The following is a 20984-nucleotide window of genomic DNA, read 5'->3' as shown; positions in this document are numbered from 1 at the left end:
GCGTGCGCGTCCTCGTCTCGCGCACACGTCACACGCTGTGTGACGCGGATCCATGGTGGCGGCAGCGCGAACCGCCGTGCGGATGCCCGCTCGTGGACTGCCCGTTGAAGGGGCGCAGCGCCTGAGACTCCTCCTCGCGCCCAGGTGGTCCCGCCGGACCTGCCTCGCGAGGAGCGCCCCGCGATCGGTGACCTCCGTGTCGGTCGCGGTGGGGGAAGGGGCGCCGGGCCGCATCCATGGCCCGTGGCCCGGCGTCCGTCCCGCCCACGAACTGCCCCGGTGTCGACGCTCGTTCACGCGTTCCCTCGACACCGGGGCGCCTATGCCCTGACGGCTCCGCGCAATGGTCGGCGGGGCCCTGCCGGGATCGGAGCCCGTTTGCGGGTTCGGCGATGTCGGCGCGTCGATGCCCAATTGCCTCCGCCGCTCGGTCGGCGGAGCCATGCCCGAAAAGGAATCCAGCCATGACCGGAGACCCCACCATCCGCTTCATCACGCCCGCAGATGGGCCCGTCGAACATGCGGCCCCGCCGCAAGGGGCCGTGGCCGTCCCCTCGTTCGAGGTCGGCTCCCGTGTACGTCGCCCGGAGACCCGCTGGCGCGACAGCGGTGAGGTCATCGGCGTGCGAGTTGCCGAGGAGGGACCGATCCTGACCGTCCGCCGCTGGTCGGACCGCGCTCTCTACGACGCCCCCGTGTCCGAACTCATCGCCGACCCGGTCGTGTTCCCGACTCGGCCCTTCTGACCGGATCGCGCGAACCCTCGGCCTTGCGAATTCAGACCGCCACGAAGCGACGGGGCCCGCCCGCGCGGACGACCCGGCCGAATCGCAGGTCCGGGAAGTGGGCGCCGATCACCAGGTCTTCGGTGTCCGCAACCTCGTCGGCGATGCGGTTGCGCACGACCGTAGCCGCCACCGGATCGACATCGAAGACCACCTGCCAGTCCGGCTCGCCCAGTTGCACCACCGAGTGCACGACATCCCCCAACAACAAGGCGCGTTCCCCGCCGGAGGAGACGACATAGACGGTCGAGCCGGGGGTGTGGCCGGGGACGTACCGGGCGTCCAGGCCCGGCGCGACCGTGAAGTCACCGTCGAACGGCTCCAGTCGGGGTTCGATCGGCGTCAGCTTGTCGATCGCGCCGGCGTTCGCGGTCGGGCCCGTCACGAAGTGTTCCCAGTCGGCGCGATGCAGCCGGTAGGTCGCGTTCGGGAAGACGATCCGCCCGTCGTGGCTCGCCCACCCGACGTGGTCGAAGTGCAGATGGGTGAAGACCACGTCGGTCACATCGGCGGGGGTGATGCCGTGTGCGGCCAGGGAGCCGAGCAGGTTTCCGCCCGCGTACTTCCCGTCATCCATATCCCCCACGCCCGCGTCCACGAGCACGATCCGATCGCCGGTCCGGACGCAGAATCCGCCGAGCGGCAGCTCCAGCGTCCCGCCCGGGCCCAGGTGCTCGGCATGGCACGCCCACGCGTCGGCGACACCGGGCCGACTCAGGATCTCCGCCGCCACCTCCACGCCGACCCCGTCCCGCACGGGGATCACCTCGATGTCCCCGACCTTCACGCGCACCCCCACATAGCCGTCATGGTGAGGCCCAACGAACCGGCTGAGGTGGTTATTCCACCGATGGCCGAACATCCGACGGGCTGCGCCCCCATGCTCCCTGACGCCGACGGCCCGGATCTCACTACCGCCGCACGCCCGGCCTCCCCGGACCAACGCCCGGCCCACACTCCGAGGCGGCCGACGCCGATGCTGGTGCTGGCGCCGCTGACGGTGCCTGGGGTCGACGAGGGCTCCGGGTGATGGGGGCGTGAGGCTGACACCGGGCGAGCGGGTGAGGGCTCGGGCCGAGTCCGTCGGGGCCTTGCCGAGTGGGCTGGGCCTTCCCGGCGCGCGTTGCGCCTTGGGTTGCGGGTGGCTGGTGCGGGGCTGGTCTGAGTCGATAATGGGCCGCCGCCGGCGTGCGGGGCTCCGGGACCCAAAGCTCCCGACGAGACGGGCGCGTTGCTCACCGAAAACCGGCTGGCAGCGGCGGGTAGGGAGGGCCGTGACGTCGGGCGCTCCGGGCAGCCTTCCCGAGAGGGCCGGGCGTTCCCGGCGCGCGTTGCGCTTGTGGTGGCGGGTGGCCGGTGCGGGGCCGGTCAGAGTCGGCGGTGGGCCGCCGCCAGCGTGCGGGGCTCCGAGACTTCGAGGTCCCGACGAGATGGGCGCGTTGCTCATCGAGAACCGGCCTGCAGCGGCGGGCAGGGTGGGTGGTCGGGTCGAGTCCTCCGGGGAGCCTTTCCGGGTGGGTCGGGCGTTCCCGGCGCGCGTTGCGTCTTCGGTTGCGGGTGGCCGGTGCGGGGCCGGTCAGAGTCGGCGGTGGGCCGCCGCCGGCGTGCGGGGCTCCGAGGCTCGAAGTTCCCTACGAGACACGCGTGTTGGTTGGCGAAAAACCGGCCGGCAGCGGCGGGCAGGGTGCGTGGTCGGGTCGGGTTCCCCGGGTGACCTTCCCGAGGGGGCCGGGCGTTCCCGGCGCGCGCTGCGCCTTCGGCTGCGGGTGGCCGGTGCGGGGCCGGTCAGAGTCGGCGGTGGGCCGCCGCCGGCGTGCGGGGCTCCGAGACCTGGGGTTCCCGACGAGGCGGGTGTGTTGGTCGGCGAAAAACCGGCCGGCAGCGGCGGGGCGGGTGGTCGGGTCGGATGCTCCGGGGGCTTTCCAGGGTGGGTTGGGATGTTTCGGGGCGTGTGGAGGGGTTGGCGTTCGAAACCGGATCGCGGGCGATGGTTGTGGGCTTCGATCTTCGGTGACCTGCGGGTTTGTGGTGTCGGGGTGGAAAGTCGGGCGTCGAGTGCCGGTTTCGTGCGCTCCCACCCCTCAATGCCGCCGTGACGACCAAAATTGCCCGATCGCGGCCGACTTCGGATGCTGCGACCTCGCAGAGGCCATCGAGGAGACCGAAAGTGCCCGGCAGGCTCCCAAACCGGATCGCGAGGCACCTCAAATCCTCCCACTTCGCGCTGACCTGGGGTTTTCTCCCACACCGAAGCCACGGCACCCCACGCCGTCCGGTTTCGTGAACTCTCGCCCCCGCACGCCCACCACACCTCGAAATGCCCTGCCCGACCAACCCGGGAGGCCCTCAGCAGGCTCGACCCAACCGCCCTCTCGCCACTGCCGGCCGGTTCTCGCCGAGCAAGGCGCCCGTCTCGTCGAGAACGCCCGGCCCTCTCGGGAACGTTGCCCGGGAAGATCGACCTGAGTGCCCTCCCGGCCCGCCGCTGCAGGCCGGTTTTTCGGTGAGCAAGGCGCCCGTCTCGTCGGGACCTCGAAGTCTTGGAGCCCCGCACGCTGGCGGCGGCCCACCGCCGACTCTGACCGGCCCCGCACCGGCCACCCGCGACCAACAGCGCGACGCCCGCCGAAAACACCCGCGCTCTCGGGAAGGCTGCCCGGGAAGCCGACCCGACCGCCCTGCCTGCCCGCCGCTGCCGACCGGTTCTCGGTAAGCAACGCGCGTGTTTCGTAGTGAACTTCGAGCTTCGGAGCCCCGCACGCCGGCGGCGGCCCACCGCCGACTCTGACCGGCCCCGCACCGGCCACCCGCCACCACAAGCGCAACGCGCGCCGCAAACGCCCGACCCACCCGGAAAGGCTCCCCGGAGGACTCGACCCGACCACCCACCCTGCCCGCCGCTGCCGGCCGGTTTTCGGTGAGCAACATGCCGGTCTCGTCGGGAGCTTCGGGTCTTGGAGTCCCGCACGCTGGCGGCGGCCCATCATCGACTCTGACTGGTCCCGCACCGGCCACCCGCCACCACAAGCGCAACGCGCGCCGGGAACACCCGCGCTCTCGGGAAGGCTGCCCGGGAAGCCGACCCGACCGCCCTGCCTGCCCGCCGCTGCTGGCCGGTTCTCGGTGAGCAACATGCCCGTCTCGTCGGGACTTGGAAGTCTTGGAGCCCCGCACGCCGGCGGCGGCCCATCATCGACTCTGACCGGTCCCGCACCGGCCACCCGCAACCCAAGGCGCAACGCGCGCCGGGAACGCCCGGCCCTCTCGGGAAGGCTGCCCGGAGCACCCGACCCCACGACCTCACGGCCCCACGGCCCTCCCCGCCCGCCGCTGCCGGCCGGTTCTTCGCGACCAGCACACCCGCCGCACCGGACCCCCCCATCTCCGAGCCCCGTACGCTGACGCCGGCCCGTCCCGTGTGCCGGGCGGGGGCCGCGTCGGTTGGCCGTGGCCACTGGGGCAGCGTGTGCCGGGAGTGTTCGGCCCGCTCGGGGGGTGCCTCGGGGGAATCGGCGCGGGGCGATTTCTCGTTGCCGGTCCGGTTTTCGGCAAGTGACGCAGCCGTCTCGTCGGGAGCCTTCGGCCTCGGGGTCGGGTGGGTTGGGCTGTAACGCCTTCTGCGGGGGTGACCACAAGTGGGGGACAGGCAACGGCATCGATGCGGGGAGCCCATCTTGGATGGACCGGATGTGGAAGCAGTCAGGGGGATCGCCGGGGACCCGGCGCTCCTGGAGGCGTTCTATCGCAGACACGTCGACGCGGTGGGGCGGTTCGTGGCGCGGCGCGTCGACGATCCGCAGTCGGCCGCCGATCTGACCGTCGAAGTGTTCATCGCCGCGATGGGTTCGGCGGCGGCCTTTCGGGGTGGACCGGGTGGCGAACTCGCCTGGTTGTACGGGGTCGCCCGCAACGTGGTGGCGAACGAGCGGCGGCGTTCGGCGCGTGAGGCGGACGCGTCGCGGCGGATGGGGGGCGGCGGGTGTTGGACGAGGACGACATTCAGCGGCTGGAGGAGCGGCTCGACGCGGCGGCGGAGGTTCGGCGTGCCTATCGGGCACTCGGGCGGTTGTCCGAGGAGGACCGCGCGGTGCTCGAACTGGTCAGCGTGGACGGGATGTCCGTCGCCGAGGCAGCCGCGGCGCTCGGCATACGGCCGGTCGCCGCTCGGGTGCGGTTGCACCGGGCGCGGCGGCGACTCGCGAAGGAAGTGGGCTCGCCGGTGGCGGAGCCACGGCAGGGGACCCGGACGGGACACGTACAGGCGGAGGCGAAGGCGTGATCGGTTTCGAGGAACGTGCGTTGGAGGAGCTGAAGTCGCTGGCCGCGAAGGGGGGTGTGCCGGCGACGGATCCGTCGCCGCCCGGGAAGCCCGTGACCTCGCGAGGCCGCCGGATCGGGTACGGGCTGGCCGCCTCGGTGGTGCTCGCGGCGGGCATCGGGGTCGGCGTGCCGATGCTCAGTGGTGGTTCGGCCGAGGCGCAGCCGTTCGAGGTGGAGAAGCGGCCGGACGGCGGGATCCTGTTCAAGGTCGACGAGTTCCGCAATCCGAAGGGGCTGGAGCAGCGGCTGCGGGATCTGGGGGTGCGGGTGGTGGTCGACTACGTGCCGTACGGCAAGACGTGTGCTCCGGGGCGCTTTACCGAAAGCGCCGCCTCGAACGACGACTTGAACGCGATCTACCACTGGCTTCCCTGGCCGACCGACCACCGGCTGACGGACGAGGAGACCGACTTCTACACCAAGGGGTGGACCGAGATCCGACCGGAACTGATGCCCCCGGGAGCCACGTTGGTGCTGACGGCGACCCTCACCAAGGTGCGCGCCGAGGACCTCCCCGATCCGGGGTATCGCGACGGCCGCCGTGTCCACAACACGAGCGGCACCGGCAGCAATACGGCGTACCGACTCGCGGGCGGGCCGGTTGCCGCCTGCGCGCTGATCGACGACCCGACGCAGCGGGGTCCGGTGTCCGACAACGGCCCGACGCTCCCGCCGGGTGAGTCCGTTCCGGTACGCCCCGCCCCGTAACGGGAGGCGACTTCGCTTCGGCCGCGCCGGGTCGTGTCGCGATCCGGCGCGGCGTGCGTCGTTCGGCGTCGGGTGTACCTCGGGTCACGCGTCCATTTCGTCGATGTACACCTTGGTGCCGTCCGCGAAGATGCGGTACTCGCGTGCGTTCGGTTCCTCTTCGTCGAGGTACACCCTGGTTCCGTCCGCGTAGTGCTTGTAGACGCGCCCGTTCTCGCCGCCGACCGCGGGCAGGCCCAGTGCGTACAGTTCCTCGACGGCCTTGCGGACGCCCTCTGCCATCGCCGCGTCGAAGCGTTCCGGACCCATCTGGTCCCGCAAGGATTTCGTCATCGAGTCCTCCGTACGCCTGGCGTCCCGGTCGCGTCGGCGCGACGGTCGCTTCCCCAAGATTGCCAGGCCGGCCCCGAGGGTGACAGCCCCGGAGCGCGTCACAGGACGGGGTGGGGAGGGGAGTTGGTGGTCCTCGAGTGGTGTTGACCTCAGGTGTGGTTGAAGTTGCAGGGTGGGAGGTGGTTCGGGTTCGGGCTCGGGGGTTCGGGGGTTCGGGATTCCGGCCCGGGTTTCCGGCTCGGGACTTTTGGTTTGTGTCGTCGGTTCGAAGGAGTATTCATGACCACGTCGTCGCGCCACCGCCGCTGCTCTCTGCCCGAGTTCGGGCGGGTGGATGTCGGGACGATTCTTGTCAGTCCGTGGATCGTGGGTACGCCGGAGCGACAGCGGGCCGCCGCGGAGGCGACGCTCGTCGAGTGGGAGGGGGTGCCCTGGCCGGACGGGTTTCTCACGCTGAGTTGTCTGCTGAGTGTCGATGGCGGGCGGGTTCTCAACTACGCGCAGTGGACGAACGACGACGATCACCGCGCGTTCATGCGGACCACTCGGCCGGGGATGGTGCGGAACATCGACGAGGTGGTGCCCGGGATCGAACGTCCGGGCGTGATCCGCTATCGCCTCACCGGGAGTGCGGCGCGGGGCGAACTCCCGGGTGCGCCCGCGTTGGTGGTGGTCGAGGAGATCGAGGCGGACGCCGCGCCGGCGGCGCGGCGGTGGGCCCGACGAGTGCTCGCGGCGGCGGCCGGCGGCCGGGTTCCGGTGCCGGGTCGGGTTGCCACGCATGTGCATCTCGACGTCGGCGGCACCCGGGGGTTGGCCTACACCGAATGGGTCGACGAGCAGATGTACGAGGCGTTTCGGGCCGCGCCCGCGTCCACGGACGTGCGCTCGCTCGGCACGCGTGCGTACCGTCCGTACGGGAGCCTGCGTCGACCCGTCTGATGCCCGTGTGGCCTCGGTCGACTCACGCCCGCCCGCCCCGGCCCGTCGTCGTGAAGCCGCCTTCGTAGGCCGCGATCACCGCCTGGGTGCGGTCGCGGACGCCTAGCTTGGTGAGGATGCGGGCCACGTGGGTCTTGACCGTTTCCGAGCCCAGTCCGGTGCGTTCGGCGATCTCGGTGTTGGCCAGGCCGGCGGTGATCAGGCGCAGGACCTCCTGCTCGCGCGGGGTGAGCCGGGCGATGAGGGTGCGCAACTCCGCGTTGTGGGTGCGCTCCCGGGTGCGGGCGACGGCCAAGTCGCGGATGGCGGCCGGGAAGAGCAGCGAGTCGCCTCGGGCCACGGTACGGATCGCGTGCACCATGTCGTCGGCGCGGGCCCGCTTCAGGAGGAAGCCGTGGGCGCCCGCGCGGAGCGCGTCGTAGACGTATTCGTCGTTCTCGAACGTGGTGACCACCAGCACCTTCGGCGGATTCGGCGACTCGCGCAGGACGCGGGCGGTGGCCTCGATGCCGTTCAGGTCGGGCATCCGGACGTCCATCAGCACCACGTCGGGCCGCAGTTCGCGGACCCGCTCCACCGCCTCCGCGCCGGTCGCCGCCTCGCCGACCACGGTCAGGTCGGGTTCGGCGTCGACGATGGCGTACAGGCCCGCGCGGACCAGGCTCTCGTCGTCGGCGATCACTACGCGGATCGGGTGGGTGCTCACAGGTGGCCTTCCAGGGGTATTCGGGCACTGAGGTGCCAACGGCCGTCGCGGGCACCGGCGGTGAAGGTGCCGCGCAATACGGCGACGCGCTCGGCGGTGCCGCGCAGGCCGCGTCCGCCGCTGCTTCGGGTGGGTCGGGCGCCGGTGGTGGGGTTGCTCAGGTCGATCGCCAACTCGCCCTGCGTTACCTGGAGATGCAGGCTGACCGGCACTTCTCCCGCGTGCCGCAGGACGTTGCCGAAGCCCTCCTGGACGATCCGGTACGCCTCGCGCGAGACCAGGCGGGGCAGCGCCGCGACGCCGTCGGCCGGGTCGAGGCGGAGGTCGACGTCAGCGCCGGCCGCGCGGGTGCGGGCGACCAGTTCGGCGAGGTTGGCCAACGAGGGTACGGGCGTGGCGGGTTCGGGGGTCTCCTCGCGCAGGAGGCCGAGGACGTGGTCGAGTTCGGCGACGGCGTCGCAGGCGGTGTCCTCGATCGCGGTCAACGCGCGGGCGACGAAGGCCGGATCGCGGTCCAGCAGGCGGCCGGCTGCGGCTGCCTGGATGCCGACCGCGCTGAGCGCGTGGCCGACCGAGTCGTGCAGGTCGCGCGCGATGCGGGCACGTTCGGCGAGGCGTTCGGCGCGCTGCTCGGCGAGGGCGAGGCGGTCGGCGGGGGTGGGGCCGAGCAGGATCGGGGCGATCCGGGCGAGCCAGGCGCCGGCGGCGGCGGATACCGGCAGGGGCAGCAGGATCAGGGCGAGGCCGAGCGGGGTCCACGCCAGGGGGAGCGAGGTCGCCGGTTCGGCCCAGCCGAAGACGTCGGCCAGGTTCGCGAAGAGCGGCAGGAGGAGCAGGACCAGCCCGCCGGGGGGCGCCGCCAGCGAGACACCGGCCACCACGCCGCCCGCGAGCGCGTGCAGGGTGAACCACGCGGCGGCCCGTCGGCGGGCGGCGGCGCTCGTCGCGGGCAGGCTCAGCACCTCGCCGGTCGGCGCGCACAACACCCGCGCGGCGCTGCCTTCGAGGGTGCGCACCAGCGGGACCAGGCCGGTCACCGCGACGAACGGCAACGCCAGGACCAGGGCCAGAAGTTGCGAGGTGAGCGGCTCCGCCGGGGTGTCGCGCAGCAGTCCGGTGGCGGTGAGCACGGTGAGCGCGGCGAGGTGGAACGGGGTCAACAGCGCGCCGCCCAGGACCAGATGTACCCAGCGCAGCCGGGCCCGCCGACCGAGCAGTCGGCGGGTGAGGCGACGGACCATCAGGTCGCCTGCGGGGCAGGGGCAGGGGCAGGGGCAGGGGTGGGGGCGGGGGCGGAGCTGGTGGCGGTCGCGGTCGCGGTCGCGGTCGCGGTGACGCGGGCGGGTTCGGGGGCGGTCGGCTCCGGGAGTGTGGCGCGGCCGGCGTATTCGCTCAGGAAGAACCAGCCGATGGTCAGGACCAGGACGCCGGTGATCATTTCGGCAGTGTAGACAAGGTGTAGAAGCCTGGATGTGCGCTCGGCCATCCGGCTGTCGGGCGCCGCGCCGGTGCTGATCAGGCCCATCCAGCCGCCCCACCCGAACGCGCTGCCCGCACCGAACCAGACCATCGCCAGCGGCCCGCGCACCCGGGCGCCGCCGACCCGGTACACCAGCAGGAGCAGACCCACCGCGCCCACGAGGGCCAGGCCGCCCTGGACGCCGTCCATCCATCGGCCCGACGCGTCGCGGTCCGCGATCCAGGTCTCGCTCACCCCGACGTCGGCGCCCAGCCCCCAGGCCAGGCGCACGACGCCGACGAAGCCGAGCAGCACGGCGGCCGCCGTACCGAGGAAGCGCTGCGCGTCGCGGGTGCCGGCCGGGTCCGGGAGTGCGCGGACCCGGGTGCGCAGGAGGGCGCCCCAGCGCTCGTGGGCGTACAGGGCGAAGGCGGCGAGCAGTACCGCGCCCTCGACGATGAAACCGCCGTAGACCACGCCGTACACCCACGGGCGCAGGAAGTCGTCGCCGGAGAACGGGTTGCCGGTGAGCCCGACCGCCGCACTCAGCAGGTCGGCCGGCACGACCACCATGATCACCACGAGCAGGCCCGACGCGACCCACAGCGGCAACAGGATCAGCCAGGCCCGGACGCGGACCTCGCGGGGCCGGGCGAGGGTGTAGGCGATCCACGCGGCGATGCCGTCCATGGCGAAGGTGAGGGCGTTGGCGGCGATCCACCGGCCCCGGTCGAGGTCGTCGGGGTGGACGACGCCGACGTCGATGCCGAGTACCCAGAGCAGCTTGAGGGTCAGGTAGGGGGAGCAGGCGACGACCGCGAACCAGGCGAGTCGTTTGCGGAGGTCGCGGTGGTGGGGTGGGGCCGGCGGGATGGAGGCGGTGGTTTCCATGGGTGCAACCCTCGGGGTGACGGGGCTCGGGGCGCGTCCGCATGGGCGCTCATGTGGGTCCCTCGGATGGGGGACGGGGGGGTCGTCCGGCGGGGCGGGGGACGGGGCGGCGTGGGTCGGGTGCGGGGCCGGGGGCGGCGTGGGCCGGATGCGGGGCGGGGTGCGGGGCTGGGCTTGCGTTGCACTTGGCTCGGGAGGTTTTACCCACCCGCTCCACCCGTTGCCTTTGGCTCGACGGCTGGGGTTCAGGGGCTTCGGGGTGGCCTGGTTTGGCCCGGTGGCCGGGGGCTCGGTGGTTGGGGTTCGCAGGGTTCGGGTGGGTCGGTCCGGCCCGGTGGCCGAGGGCTCGGGGGTTGGGGTTCAGGGGCTTCGGGGTGGCCTGGTTTGGCCCGGTGGCCGGGGGCTCGGTGGTTGGGGTTCGCAGGGTTCGGGTGGGTCGGTCCGGCCCGGTGGCCGAGGGCTCGGGGGTTGGGGTTCAGGGGTTTCGGGGTGGCCTGGTCTGGCCCCGTGGCCGAAGGCTCGGTGGTTGGGGTTCGCAGGCTTTGGGTGGGTCGGTTCGGCTCTGTGACTGAGGGCTTGGCCGATGGGGGTTGCAGGCTTTGGGGTGGGCTCGGTTTGGCGTTGGGGCCGAGGGCTTGAGGGCTGGGGGCGGGCTGGCTGGTTCGGCTTCGAGGGCTGGGCGGGTGGAGGTTGTGGGCTTCGGGCCGGGGTTGTGGGCTGTGGTGGGGCTGGGGTTCGGAGGTTGCGGGTTGTCTGGAGCGGGCGGTTGGCGTGGTGGGTCGGCTGTGGTGCGGGCTTCGGGGGCTGGTGCTGTGTAACAGCTGCGCTCCGGTTTCATGCCGGGCACGCGCACCGACCCGGGCCGTGCCGCCGGCTCCGGCTTCAGGTCCGGTTCGCCCGGCCCGCCCCGGGGCCGCTTCGGATTCGGCCATCCGTCGGCGCGTCAGCGCCCACGATGTGATCGTCGACCGGGATCGACGAGCGCAGCGAGGAGAGCGGCCGGAGGCCGCCGACCCGGCCCGCAGGGCCGTTTCCACAGCGGCCGGAGGCCGCCTTCAAATACGGCGCATGGCAGGATTGCGCCGGTGAGGATCCCCACGCTTCGTCGTCGACGGCACACCGAGGACACCGGCTCGTTCGCCCGGGTCGATCGGCGTACCAAGGACCTCACCAAGCGGCTCCGCCCCGGCGACATCGCGATCATCAATCACGTCGACCTCGACCGGGTCGCCGCCGAGGCGCTGGTCAAGTGCCGCCCGGCCGCCGTGGTCAACGCCGCCGCCAGCATCAGCGGGCGCTACCCCAACATCGGGCCGCAACTGCTCGTGGAGGCCGGCGTACCGCTCCTGGACGAGGTCGGCGGCAGTGTGCTGGACCGGATTCGCGAGGGCGAGCTGGTTCGGGTGGAGGACAACGTCCTCTATCGCGGCGAGGACCCGATCGCCGTCGGCACGCTGCTCGACGCGGATTCCGTGGCCGCCGCGATGGAGAAGGCCCGGGCCGGGCTGTCCGAGCAGATCGAGGCGTTCGCCGAGAACACCCTCAAGTACATCCGCGAGGAGCGCGAACTCCTCCTCGACGGCGTCGGCGTCCCCGAGATCCGCACCCGGGTCGACGGCCGCCAGGTGCTCATCGTGGTGCGCGGCTACCACTACCGCGAGGACATCGCCGCGCTGCGCCCCTACATCCGCGAGTACCGCCCGGTGATGATCGGCGTCGACGGCGGCGCCGACGCGCTGCTCCAGGCCGGCTACAAGCCGGACATGATCGTCGGCGACATGGACTCGGTCTCCGACCAGGCGCTGCGCTGCGGCGCGGAGATCATCGTGCACGCGTACCGGGACGGCCGCGCCCCCGGGATGGAACGCCTCGACGAACTGGGCGTGGACGGCATCGCCTTCCCCGCCACCGGGACCAGCGAGGACATCGCGATGTTGCTCGCCGACGACGGCGGCGCCAGCCTGATCGTCGCGGTCGGTACGCACCTCACGCTCGTCGAGTTCCTGGACAAGGGCCGGGCCGGCATGGCGAGCACCTTCCTCACCCGGTTGCGGGTCGGCGGCAAGCTCGTGGACGCCAAGGGCGTCAGCCGTCTGTACCGCAGCCGCATCTCCACGACTTCGCTGCTCATGTTGTGCCTCGCCGCGCTGATCACGATCGCGGTGACCGTGCGGGTGACCCCACTCGGGCGCGCGTACTTCCACGTGTTCGGGGCACAGTGGGACGCCTTCGTCTACTGGCTCCAGGGACTGTTCAGTTGATCGACTTCAGATACCACGTCGTCTCCATCATCGCGGTTTTCCTGGCCCTGTCGGTCGGGCTCGTCCTCGGCGCGTCCTTCCTCAAGGAGGCCGCCGTCTCCGGGCTCGACCAGTCGGTTCAGGACCTCGCCCGGAACAACGAAGGGCTGCGTCGCGAAGTCGACCGGGCGAACGCCGGTCAGCGCTACCTCAACGGCATCATGGGCACCGTCGGCCCCGAGCTGACCAAGGGCCGGCTCGCCGGGCACAAGGCGGTCGTGGTCGCGCTGCCGGGCGCGGACACCAAGCTGGCGGACAGCACGGTCAAGCTGCTCGACGGGGCGTCCGCGACGGTCACCGGCCAGGTGTCGGTGAAGGGGCAGTGGACCGACCCCAAGCGGGAGAACGAACTGGTCACGGCGCTGGGCGCGAACGCGCTCACGTTCCCGACCGGGTCGGCGACCGAGCGGGCCGCGAAGGTGTTGGCGGGGGCGATCACCGAGAAGATGCCGCCGATACAGAGCGGGACGTCGGGGAGTACGCCGGGCGGCTCGACCACGCCGCCCGCGTCCGGGGCGTCGTCGACGGGGGCGCCGGCCTCCGGGACGCCCGCGACGGGGACGCCCGGGTCGGGCGCGCCCTCCGGGACCGGGACCTCCTCGGCGCCGCCCGCCGGCGGCGCGAACACGGGCCAGCTGCCCGGGACGGGCACCACCACGCCCGGCACGCACAACACGCAGGCCGCGACCGAGGCGCTGACCCGGCTCAAGGAAGCCGGCTTCATCGACGTCAAGGACAATCCGGCGGTCGGCGCCGACCTGGTCGTGGTGATCGCGCCCTCGGGAGCCACCTCCGGCGACGACCCGGGGCGCACGAACAACGCCTACCTCGCGCTCGCCCGGGCGCTGGACGGCGGCGACAACGGTACGGTCATGGCCGGCACCGCGTCCGCCGCGCAGGAGAACGGCGCGATCTGGGCGCTGCGCCGTAACGATCAAACCGCCAAGGCCGTTTCCACCGTGGACACCGCCGACACGCCCGTGGGTCAGGTCGCGGTCGTGTGGTCCCTGGTGGTCGAGGACAAGCAGGGCACTTCGGGTCAGTACGGGACGACGGGCACCACCGACGGTCCGCTGCCGGAGCTGCCGAAGAAGGAGACGCCGTGACGAAGGCCGCCGTGACGCCGGGCGCTGGTACGGGGGGCGCCGTGTCCCGTCGGGGCCGAGCCGGTCGGCTGGTGACCGGCCTGGCCGCGACCGGCGCGGCCCGGACCGCGTATGCCGCGCTGACCCGCCACGCCCCGGGCGGCGCCGCCGTCTGGGAGCGGCGCAACCACCGGGGCGAGGCGCTGACTCTGCTGGAGGGGCCGGCCGCGGCGATCGGCGCGACCGTGGCCGCCGCGTGCGCTCCCGGCGTGCCGGGGCGGTGGCGGGCGGCCGGTGCGCTGGCGGCGGTCGCGGGGGCCGGGTTCGGGACGTACGACGACCTGGCCGGGTCGACCGACCGGCGCGGCTTCAAGGGCCACCTCGGGGCGCTCGCCAAGGGCGAAGTGACCAGCGGGGGCGTCAAGATCGTGGGGCTGGGCGCGGCGGGGCTGGCGGCGGGCGCGCTGGTGCAGCGGCATCCGGTGGACCGGGTGCTGGCCGCGGTGGTGGTGGCCGGGACGGCGAATCTGATCAACCTGTTCGACCTGCGTCCGGGGCGGGCGGCCAAGGCGGTGCTGATCGCGGGTGCGCCCGGGCTGGTACGGGGCGGCGCGGCGGCGGCTCTGGCGGCGGCGCCGGTGGGCGCGGCGGCGGCGCTGCTGCCCGAGGACCTGGGCGAGCAGGCAATGCTCGGCGACGCGGGCGCGAACGCGCTGGGCGCGGCGCTCGGGGTGGCCCTGGCGGCGGGCGCGTCCCGGACGGGTCTGCTCACGAAGGCGGCGGTGCTGGTCGGCCTGACGGCGGCGAGCGAGCGCGTCAGCTTCACGAAGGTCATCGCGGCCAACCGTGCCCTCAACACGCTCGACATGCTGGGCCGCCGCCCGGCACCGGCCGCGGCCGCAGCCGCGAGCGCGGGGCCGGGTTCGGCCAACGAGGCCGTCTCGGTCGCGGGACCGGGCGCGGACACAGAGGCGGGCGCGGGGCCGGCCACGCAAGCCGGCGCGGACGCGCACGCGGGGTCGAGGTCGGACGCGGAGTCGGAGACGGCCTCGGGGTTGGCTGCGGGCGCCGGGTCTGGGTCGGCTATGAAAGCGGGCGCAGGACTGAACGCGGGCGCGGATCCGGGCGCGGGGTCGAGGTCGGACGCGGGCGCGGAGTCGTCGGAGACGGCCTCGAGGTCGGCTGCGGGCGCCGGGTCGGGTTCGGCCACGGAGACGGTCTTGGGGTCGGCTGCGGGCGCCGGATCTGGGTCGGCCACGGAAGCCGGCGCGGACGCGCACGCGGACGCGGGATCGGGTTCGGCCACAGAGGCGGGCGCCAGGTCCGGGTCGGCCACGGAGGCAGGCGCGGGGTCGGTCACGGAGGCCCGTTTGGGCGCGGAGTCGAGCGCGGACACAGAGGCCGGCGCGGACGCGCACGCGGATGCGGGGTTGGGTTCGGCCACGGAGGCGGACTCTGGGTCGGGTTCGGCCACGCAGGCCGGCGAGGAGTCGGTGCCCGGGTCCGCCGCGGGCACCGGGTCGGCGTCCACCACGGGCGCGGGCGCGGAGGCGGACCCGGACGCGGGGCCGGGGTCGGCTGCGGGTGCATGGTCGGGGCCGGCCACGGACGCCGGCGCGGCCACGGAGGCCGGCGCGGCCACGGACGCCGGCGCGGCCACGGAGGCCGGCGCGGGCGCGGAGCCGAGCGCGGATACGGAGGCCGGCGCGGAGCCGGGTTTGGCCACGGAACCGGGCGCGGGCGCAGAGTCGGGGCCCACCACGGACGCCGGCGCGGAGGTTGGCGCGGGCGCGGATACGGAGGCCGGCGCGGAGCCGGGTTTGGCTGCGGGCGCAGGGTTGGGGTCCACCGCGGACGCCGGCGCGGCTGCCGACGCCCGCGTTGTGCCCGGGCGGTCGAGTGTCGAGGGGTCTGTCGCGTCGGCATGACGATCGGCTGCCCCCACCATCGCCCCCCGACCGGCTCGGTCGGTCGCCGGTGAGCGCCCCTCGCGACGACGTTCCGGTCGTGGGCGGCTCCGGGGCCACTCGGGCCGTTCGGGGGTTGGCGGGGGCCGCCGTGTTGATGGGGCTGGTCACCGTGTTCGCGCGGTTGGCCGGGTTCGGGCGGCAGTTGGTGTTTTCCGGGACCGTGGGTGACACCGCTCTCGGGACCGCCTACAGCACCGTCAACTCCGTTCCCAACATCGTCTTCGAGATCGTCGCCGGCGGGGCGCTCGCGAGTGTCGTCGTGCCGGTGCTGGCCGGACCCGTGGCCCGGGGCGCCCGGGAGGACGCCGGGCGGATCGCGTCCGCGCTGCTGACCTGGGTCGTGCTGGTCCTGACACCGATCGTGCTGATCGGGGCGCTTCTGGCGCGGCCGATCGCCGAGGTGCTGCTGGCCGGCAAGGCCGACGGGCCCGGGGTGGTGGACGTGGCCACGCGGATGCTGCTCGTGTTCGTGCCCCAGGTGCTGCTGTACGGGGTCGCCGTGGTCGCCGGCGGCATCCTCCAGGCGCATCGGCGCTTCCTGGCCGGCACCCTCGCGCCGCTGGTGTCCAGCCTGGTGGTGGCCGGCACCTATCTGCTCTTCGCGAACCGGTACGACGTCGACCTCGACGACCTCGCGAACCTGCCCCGCGGCGCCGAGTTGACGCTGTCCCTGGGGACGACGGCGGGTGTGCTGGCGCTGGCGCTCGTCACCGTCGTGCCGCTGCGCTCGACCGGGCTGCGGCTGCGTCCGACGTTGCGCTTTCCGGACGGGGTGGGCCGCCGGGTACGCACCCTCGCGCTGGCCGGCGTCGCCACGCTGGTCGCCCAGCAGGCCGCGACGATCGCGGTGATCCTGCTCGCCAACGGGCGCGGGACGCACGGGTCGCTCGTGGTGTACCAGACGACCTGGATGGTGTACCTGCTCCCGTACGCGGTCCTGGCCGTGCCGATCGCCACCGCCGCCTTCCCCCGCCTGAGCGCACACGCGCACGACGGTGACCGGGACGCGTTCGCCGACGCCGTGGCCGCGACCACCCGGACCGTGCTGCTGGTCGGCGCGGCGGGCACCACGCTGCTCCTGGCCGCCGCAGCGCCGGTGGGGCGGTTCTTCGCGCTGTTCATGGCCGGATCCACCGAGGCGGACCAGATGGCGTGGGCGCTGGCCGCGTTCGCCCCCGGGCTGATCGGGTACGCGCTGGTCGCGCACCTGAGCCGGGTGCTGAACGCGTCCGGGCACGGGCGGGCCGCCGCCGGGTGTGTGGTGGTCGGCTGGTGTGTGGTGGTGGTCGCCGACGTGATCCTCGCGTACGTATTGCCCGCGCGCTGGACGGTGGCCGCGCTCGGGCTCGGCAACTCGATCGGGATGACCGTGGCGGGCCTGCTGCTGGCGTATCCCGTCGCCAGGACGGCCGGGCCCCGGGCGCTGCCGGTTCGGGCGCTGGGCCGGGCGGCGATCGCCTCGGTGGTCGGTGCGGCGGCCGGCGGCCTGGTCGGATTCGGGGTGTCGCGGGCATTGGGCACCGGGGGCATCGTCTTTACGTTGATCATCGCGACGGTTGCCGCCATCGTGGGCACCCTGGTGTTCGCGGGAGTCGTCCTCGCCACCGTCGGCGAGGCCGTGAAGGCGGCGTTGCCCGGGCGGCGGACGGCCGAAACGGAAGGGGAGCAGCGACGTGGACACGACGACTGAGTCGCGGGAGCGTACCGAGCCGGCCCGGCTGCGGGCCGTCCTGGTGCTGGCCACGTCCACCGGCGGGATCGGCGCGCACGTGCGCTCGCTGGCGGCCGGGCTGGTCGGGCGCGGGGTCGCGGTGACGGTCTGCGGGCCGGCCTCGACCGAGGAGCACTTCGACTTCGCGGGCACCGGCGCGCGGTTTCGGGCGGTGGAGATCCCGGCCGCGCCGCGGCCCTCGGACCGGGGCGCGGCGCGCGAGCTGCGGGCGGCGTGCGCGCACGCGCACGTGGTGCACGCGCACGGGCTGCGCGCCGGGTTGGTGGCGGGCAACGCGCTCGGTCGGCATCGGGTGAGGCGTACGCCGTTGGTGTTGACGCTGCACAACGCGGTGTTGGCGGGCGGCGCGAAGGGTGCGCTGACCCGGGTGCTGGAGGGGCGCGCGGTACGGGCCGCCGACGTGGTCCTGGGGGCGTCGGGCGATCTGGTGGACCGGGCGCGGCAGTTGGGGGCGCGGGACGCGCGGCTCGGCCCGGTGTCGGCGCCGCCGTTGCCGCCGGCGTCGCGGGACCGGGGCGCGGTGCGGGACGAATTCGCGGCGGGGGATCGGCCGTTGGTGGTCGCGGTGGGCCGGTTGGCGGCGCAGAAGGCGTATCCGGTGTTGCTGGACGCGGCGCGGGAGTGGGGCGAGGTCCGGCCGGCGCCGTTGGTGGTGGTCGCCGGGGACGGGCCGTTGCGCGAGACGCTTCAGGAACGTATCGACGCCGAGTCGTTGCCGGTTCGGTTGCTGGGGCATCGGTCGGATGTGGCCGACCTGTTGGGTGCGGCGGACGTGGTGGTGCTGCCCAGCCGGTGGGAGGCGCGGGCGCTGGTCGCCCAGGAGGCGCTGCGCAGCGGGGTGCCGCTGGTGGCGACGGCGGTCGGGGGAGTGCCGGAACTCGTCGGCGAGGCGGCGGTACTCGTGCCGTACGGCGACGCCGAGGCCCTGGCGGCCTCCGTCACCGCGCTGCTCGCCGACCCGGACCGCCGCAGCGAACTCGCGGCCGCGGGCCCGGTCCAGGCCGCCACATGGCCCGGCGAACGCGAAACCATCGCCCAGGTCCTCAGCATCTACGAGGAACTCGGCCCGGTGTAGCCGGCCCCGGCCGTGCCCCCTCGGCCGATCCCTTGTCGGTCCGCCTTCATCCTTCTCTACCCGAAGCGGGGATCCACCGGTCGAGGGCCGGCATCGGCGTGGCCGGGCACCCACCCGGACGCCGGCCCGACCAGCGGCGCGAACCGCAGGCAGTCGGCAGGTGTTCGTGGCACGGCAGCAGCGCCGCCGCGCCGCGGGCAGGAACGGCGATGCCGACGCGGGCGACGAACCGGTCGGCTCGTCGCCCGCGTCGGCGGATCGGGCGGGGGTCACGGTGTCCGGAGGTACCACCCGGAACCGGTACGCACACCTGCACAGCGCGCCCACCGGTCCCCAACGTCACACCCGGTCGGGCCGGACACGACCCCGCGCGACCCGGCCCCCTATTCCGCCGCCGCGACCGCCCCCGCGCGCATCGTCGCGGTCAGCCGCAACGCCGTGTCGATCAGCGGCACGTGGCTGAACGCCTGCGGGAAGTTGCCCACCTGGCGCTGGAGGCGCGGGTCCCACTCCTCGGCGAGCAGGCCCAGGTCGTTGCGCAGCGCGAGCAGGCGTTCGAACAGCTCGCGCGCCTCCTCGACCCGGCCGATCATGGCCAGGTCGTCGGCGAGCCAGAACGAGCAGGCCAGGAACGCGCCTTCGTCGCCGGGCAGGCCGTCCAGGCCGACGCTGGTGCCGTTGGTGGGGTAGCGGCGGACGAAGCCGTCCTCGGTCAGCTCGCGCTGGATGGCCTCGATCGTGCCGATCACCCGCTTGTCCTCCGGCGGCAGGAAGCCCACCTGCGGGATCAGCAGCAGCGAGGCGTCCAGCTCGGTGGAGCCGTAGTACTGGGTGAAGGTGTTGCGCTCGGCGTCGTACCCGTACGCGCACACCTCGCGGTGGATCTCCTCGCGCACACCCTTCAGGTGCTCCAGCATCTTCTCGGTGTCGGAGGCCATCGGCTCCTCGATCAGCATCCGGATGGTGCGGTCCACCGCGACCCACGCCATCACCTTGGAGTGCACGAAGTGCCGGCGCGGCCCGCGCACCTCCCAGATGCCCTCGTCCGGGTCGCGCCAGTGCTGCTCCATGTAGTCCATCAGCTTGAGCTGGAGCGCGTGCGCGTGGTCGTTGCCCTCCATGCCCGAGACCCGGCCCAGGTGGAGCGCGTCGACGACCTCGCCGTAGACGTCGAGCTGGAACTGCTCGGCGGCGGCGTTGCCGATCCGTACCGGGTGCGAGCCCTCGTAGCCGGGCAGCCAGGTCGCCTCGTACTCGGTGAGCCGGCGCTCGCCGCCCACGCCGTACATGATCTGCAGGTTCTCCGGGTCGCCCGCCACCGCCCGCAGCAGCCACTCGCGCCACGCCTTGGCCTCGTCCACGAAGCCGGTCTTGAGCAGCGCGCCCAGCGTCATCGCCGCGTCGCGCAGCCACGTGTAGCGGTAGTCCCAGTTGCGCACGCCGCCCACGTCCTCGGGCAGCGAGGTGGTCGGCGCGGCGACGATGCCGCCGGTGGGGGCGTACGTCAGCGCCTTGAGCGTGATCAGCGAGCGCACCACCGGCTCGCGCCACGGGCCCTGGTAGGTGCAGCGGGTCATCCAGTCGGCCCAGAACGTCTCGGTGTCCGCGAGCGCGGCGAGGGCGTCGGTGCGCAGCGGGCCGTCGACGTGCGAGGGATGCCACGTGAGGGTGAACGTGACCCGGTCGCCCTCCCCGAGGGTGACGTCCGAATAGGTGGTCAGCCCGCGCCCGTAGGTCTCGGTGTCGCCGTCGAACCACACCGCGTCGGGCCCGGCGACCGCGACCGTGCGGCCGTCCGCCTCGCGGCGCACCCAGGGCACGACCTTGCCGTAGTGGAAGCGCATGCGCAGCTCCGAGCGCACCGGCACCTGGCCGGACACGCCCTCCACGATCCGCACCACCACCGGCGCGCCGACCAGGGCGTCGGCCGGCGGCATGAAATCGATCACCCGAACGGTGCCCCGGGGGGTCTCCCACTCCGATTCGAGGATCAGCGAGTCGCCGCGATACCGGCGGCGTGTCGCGGGGCCGCCGGAGAGCGGCGCGACCCGCCACGAGCCGTGTTCCTCGCTGCCGAGCAGGCCGGCGAACACGGCGGGCGAATCGAAGCGGGGGAGGCAGAGCCAATCCATGGAACCGTCGCGGCCCACGAGAGCGGCGGTCTGCATGTCCCCGATGAGGGCGTAGTCCTCGATGCGGCTGGTCACGGGCAGCGCTTTCCGTTCCTGGTCGTCCTGGTGAGGCCGGTGGTCCCGTCGTGCGCGGCGGGGATCGGCCGGGGGGCTGGGCGCGTACGAGGGGTCGGCTCGTACGGGTTGCTGTGTTCGGTGCCGGCGGGTCGTGCTGCGTTCCGGTACCGGTGGGTCGTGCTGCGGGTGCTGCTGCGGGTGGTACGTACCCTGCGCGCCGATGGTCGTGTTCCGATCGGCGATCGATCGATTCGTTGCCTCGGTTGCCTTGATCGATTCATTCCAGGGTGCACCACGCACGCGTGATCGACCGCCGCAAGGGTGGTCGGATCGACCGGTACTCCCGAAATGTCGTCCCGTCGGGATCTGGGGGACGCGCACCCGTCGCGCGCGTGGGTTCCGCTGCGCGCGGGTGTCGGCGAACGGAGAGAGGCTCGCGCGCCGCCTGCGTAGCATAGTGCGCCGTCGGCGCTGAAACGTGCCTGCTTT

At 73.4% G+C, this 20984-nt stretch carries 14 protein-coding genes and 1 pseudogene; 9 read left to right on the top strand and 6 right to left on the bottom strand.

Going from position 1 to position 20984, the window contains the following annotated elements; genetic code table 11:
- The first annotated feature begins 464 nt into the window (after positions 1-464).
- Positions 465-746 carry a hypothetical protein gene (locus tag ACMXN5_RS07515; protein ID WP_439674599.1) on the top strand — a complete coding sequence of 94 codons (282 nt, stop codon included), beginning with the start codon at positions 465-467 and terminating at the stop codon, positions 744-746.
- Between the two features lie 31 nt (positions 747-777).
- Here the strand turns inward: ACMXN5_RS07515 and ACMXN5_RS07510 are convergent, their stop codons facing one another.
- The gene (locus tag ACMXN5_RS07510) at positions 778-1572 is read right to left on the bottom strand and encodes an MBL fold metallo-hydrolase (RefSeq protein ID WP_439674598.1); all 795 of its coding nucleotides are present in this window, start codon (positions 1570-1572) and stop codon (positions 778-780) included.
- Between the two features lie 2902 nt (positions 1573-4474).
- On the opposite strand from ACMXN5_RS07510, the pseudogene ACMXN5_RS07505 reads away from it, so the two are divergent.
- Together ACMXN5_RS07505 and ACMXN5_RS07500 are read left to right on the top strand one after the other, a co-directional pair.
- Positions 4475-5064 (top strand): annotated as a pseudogene (locus tag ACMXN5_RS07505) (RNA polymerase sigma factor).
- On the top strand, positions 5061-5813 hold the full coding sequence (locus ACMXN5_RS07500) for a hypothetical protein (protein ID WP_439674597.1): 753 nt from the start codon (positions 5061-5063) through the stop codon (positions 5811-5813). Before ACMXN5_RS07505 ends, ACMXN5_RS07500 begins: the two are co-directional and overlap by 4 nt.
- An 84-nt stretch (positions 5814-5897) precedes the next feature.
- Here ACMXN5_RS07500 and ACMXN5_RS07495 read toward each other — a convergent pair whose 3' ends face one another.
- The gene (locus ACMXN5_RS07495; RefSeq protein ID WP_439674596.1) at positions 5898-6146 is read right to left on the bottom strand and encodes a hypothetical protein; all 249 of its coding nucleotides are present in this window, start codon (positions 6144-6146) and stop codon (positions 5898-5900) included.
- Positions 6147-6425: 279 nt separating this feature from the next.
- On the opposite strand from ACMXN5_RS07495, the gene ACMXN5_RS07490 reads away from it, so the two are divergent.
- Positions 6426-7088: an antibiotic biosynthesis monooxygenase gene (locus ACMXN5_RS07490; protein WP_439674595.1), complete on the top strand. Its 663-nt coding sequence runs from the start codon at positions 6426-6428 to the stop codon at positions 7086-7088.
- A 22-nt stretch (positions 7089-7110) separates the two neighbouring features.
- Here the strand turns inward: ACMXN5_RS07490 and ACMXN5_RS07485 are convergent, their stop codons facing one another.
- Genes ACMXN5_RS07485 through ACMXN5_RS07475 form a run of 3 tightly spaced genes read right to left on the bottom strand, consistent with a single transcriptional unit; the run spans position 7111 to position 10144 of the window.
- Positions 7111-7794, bottom strand: coding sequence for a response regulator (locus ACMXN5_RS07485; RefSeq protein WP_439674594.1), 684 nt, complete (start codon positions 7792-7794; stop codon positions 7111-7113).
- Entirely contained in the window at positions 7791-9035 is a 1245-nt protein-coding gene (locus tag ACMXN5_RS07480) for a sensor histidine kinase (RefSeq protein ID WP_439674593.1), read from the bottom strand. Before ACMXN5_RS07480 ends, ACMXN5_RS07485 begins: the two co-directional genes overlap by 4 nt.
- On the bottom strand, positions 9035-10144 hold the full coding sequence (locus ACMXN5_RS07475; RefSeq protein WP_439674592.1) for a hypothetical protein: 1110 nt from the start codon (positions 10142-10144) through the stop codon (positions 9035-9037). The genes ACMXN5_RS07480 and ACMXN5_RS07475 overlap by 1 nt, the downstream gene beginning before the upstream one ends.
- A gap of 1085 nt (positions 10145-11229) precedes the next feature.
- Here ACMXN5_RS07475 and steA point away from each other — a divergent pair.
- The 5 genes from steA (at position 11230) to ACMXN5_RS07450 (ending at position 18306) form a co-directional block, all read left to right on the top strand.
- Entirely contained in the window at positions 11230-12405 is a 1176-nt protein-coding gene (gene steA / locus ACMXN5_RS07470; RefSeq protein WP_439674591.1) for a putative cytokinetic ring protein SteA, read from the top strand.
- A complete protein-coding gene (locus ACMXN5_RS07465) occupies positions 12402-13550 on the top strand; it encodes a copper transporter (protein WP_439674590.1) in 1149 nt (382 codons plus the stop codon). The genes steA and ACMXN5_RS07465 overlap by 4 nt, the downstream gene beginning before the upstream one ends.
- Positions 13547-15457, top strand: coding sequence for a hypothetical protein (locus ACMXN5_RS07460; protein ID WP_439674589.1), 1911 nt, complete (start codon positions 13547-13549; stop codon positions 15455-15457). The genes ACMXN5_RS07465 and ACMXN5_RS07460 overlap by 4 nt, the downstream gene beginning before the upstream one ends.
- A 79-nt stretch (positions 15458-15536) precedes the next feature.
- A complete protein-coding gene (gene murJ, locus ACMXN5_RS07455) occupies positions 15537-17189 on the top strand; it encodes a murein biosynthesis integral membrane protein MurJ (RefSeq protein WP_439674588.1) in 1653 nt (550 codons plus the stop codon).
- Positions 17173-18306 carry a glycosyltransferase family 4 protein gene (locus ACMXN5_RS07450; protein WP_395785606.1) on the top strand — a complete coding sequence of 378 codons (1134 nt, stop codon included), beginning with the start codon at positions 17173-17175 and terminating at the stop codon, positions 18304-18306. Before murJ ends, ACMXN5_RS07450 begins: the two co-directional genes overlap by 17 nt.
- A 383-nt stretch (positions 18307-18689) precedes the next feature.
- Here the strand turns inward: ACMXN5_RS07450 and ACMXN5_RS07445 are convergent, their stop codons facing one another.
- Positions 18690-20513: a glycoside hydrolase family 15 protein gene (locus tag ACMXN5_RS07445; RefSeq protein ID WP_439674587.1), complete on the bottom strand. Its 1824-nt coding sequence runs from the start codon at positions 20511-20513 to the stop codon at positions 18690-18692.
- Between the last annotated feature and the right edge of the window lie 471 nt (positions 20514-20984).

This window comes from Embleya australiensis, assembly GCF_051903075.1.
Lineage (GTDB): Bacteria > Actinomycetota > Actinomycetes > Streptomycetales > Streptomycetaceae > Embleya.
This window is presented reverse-complemented; position numbering and strand designations above follow the sequence as displayed.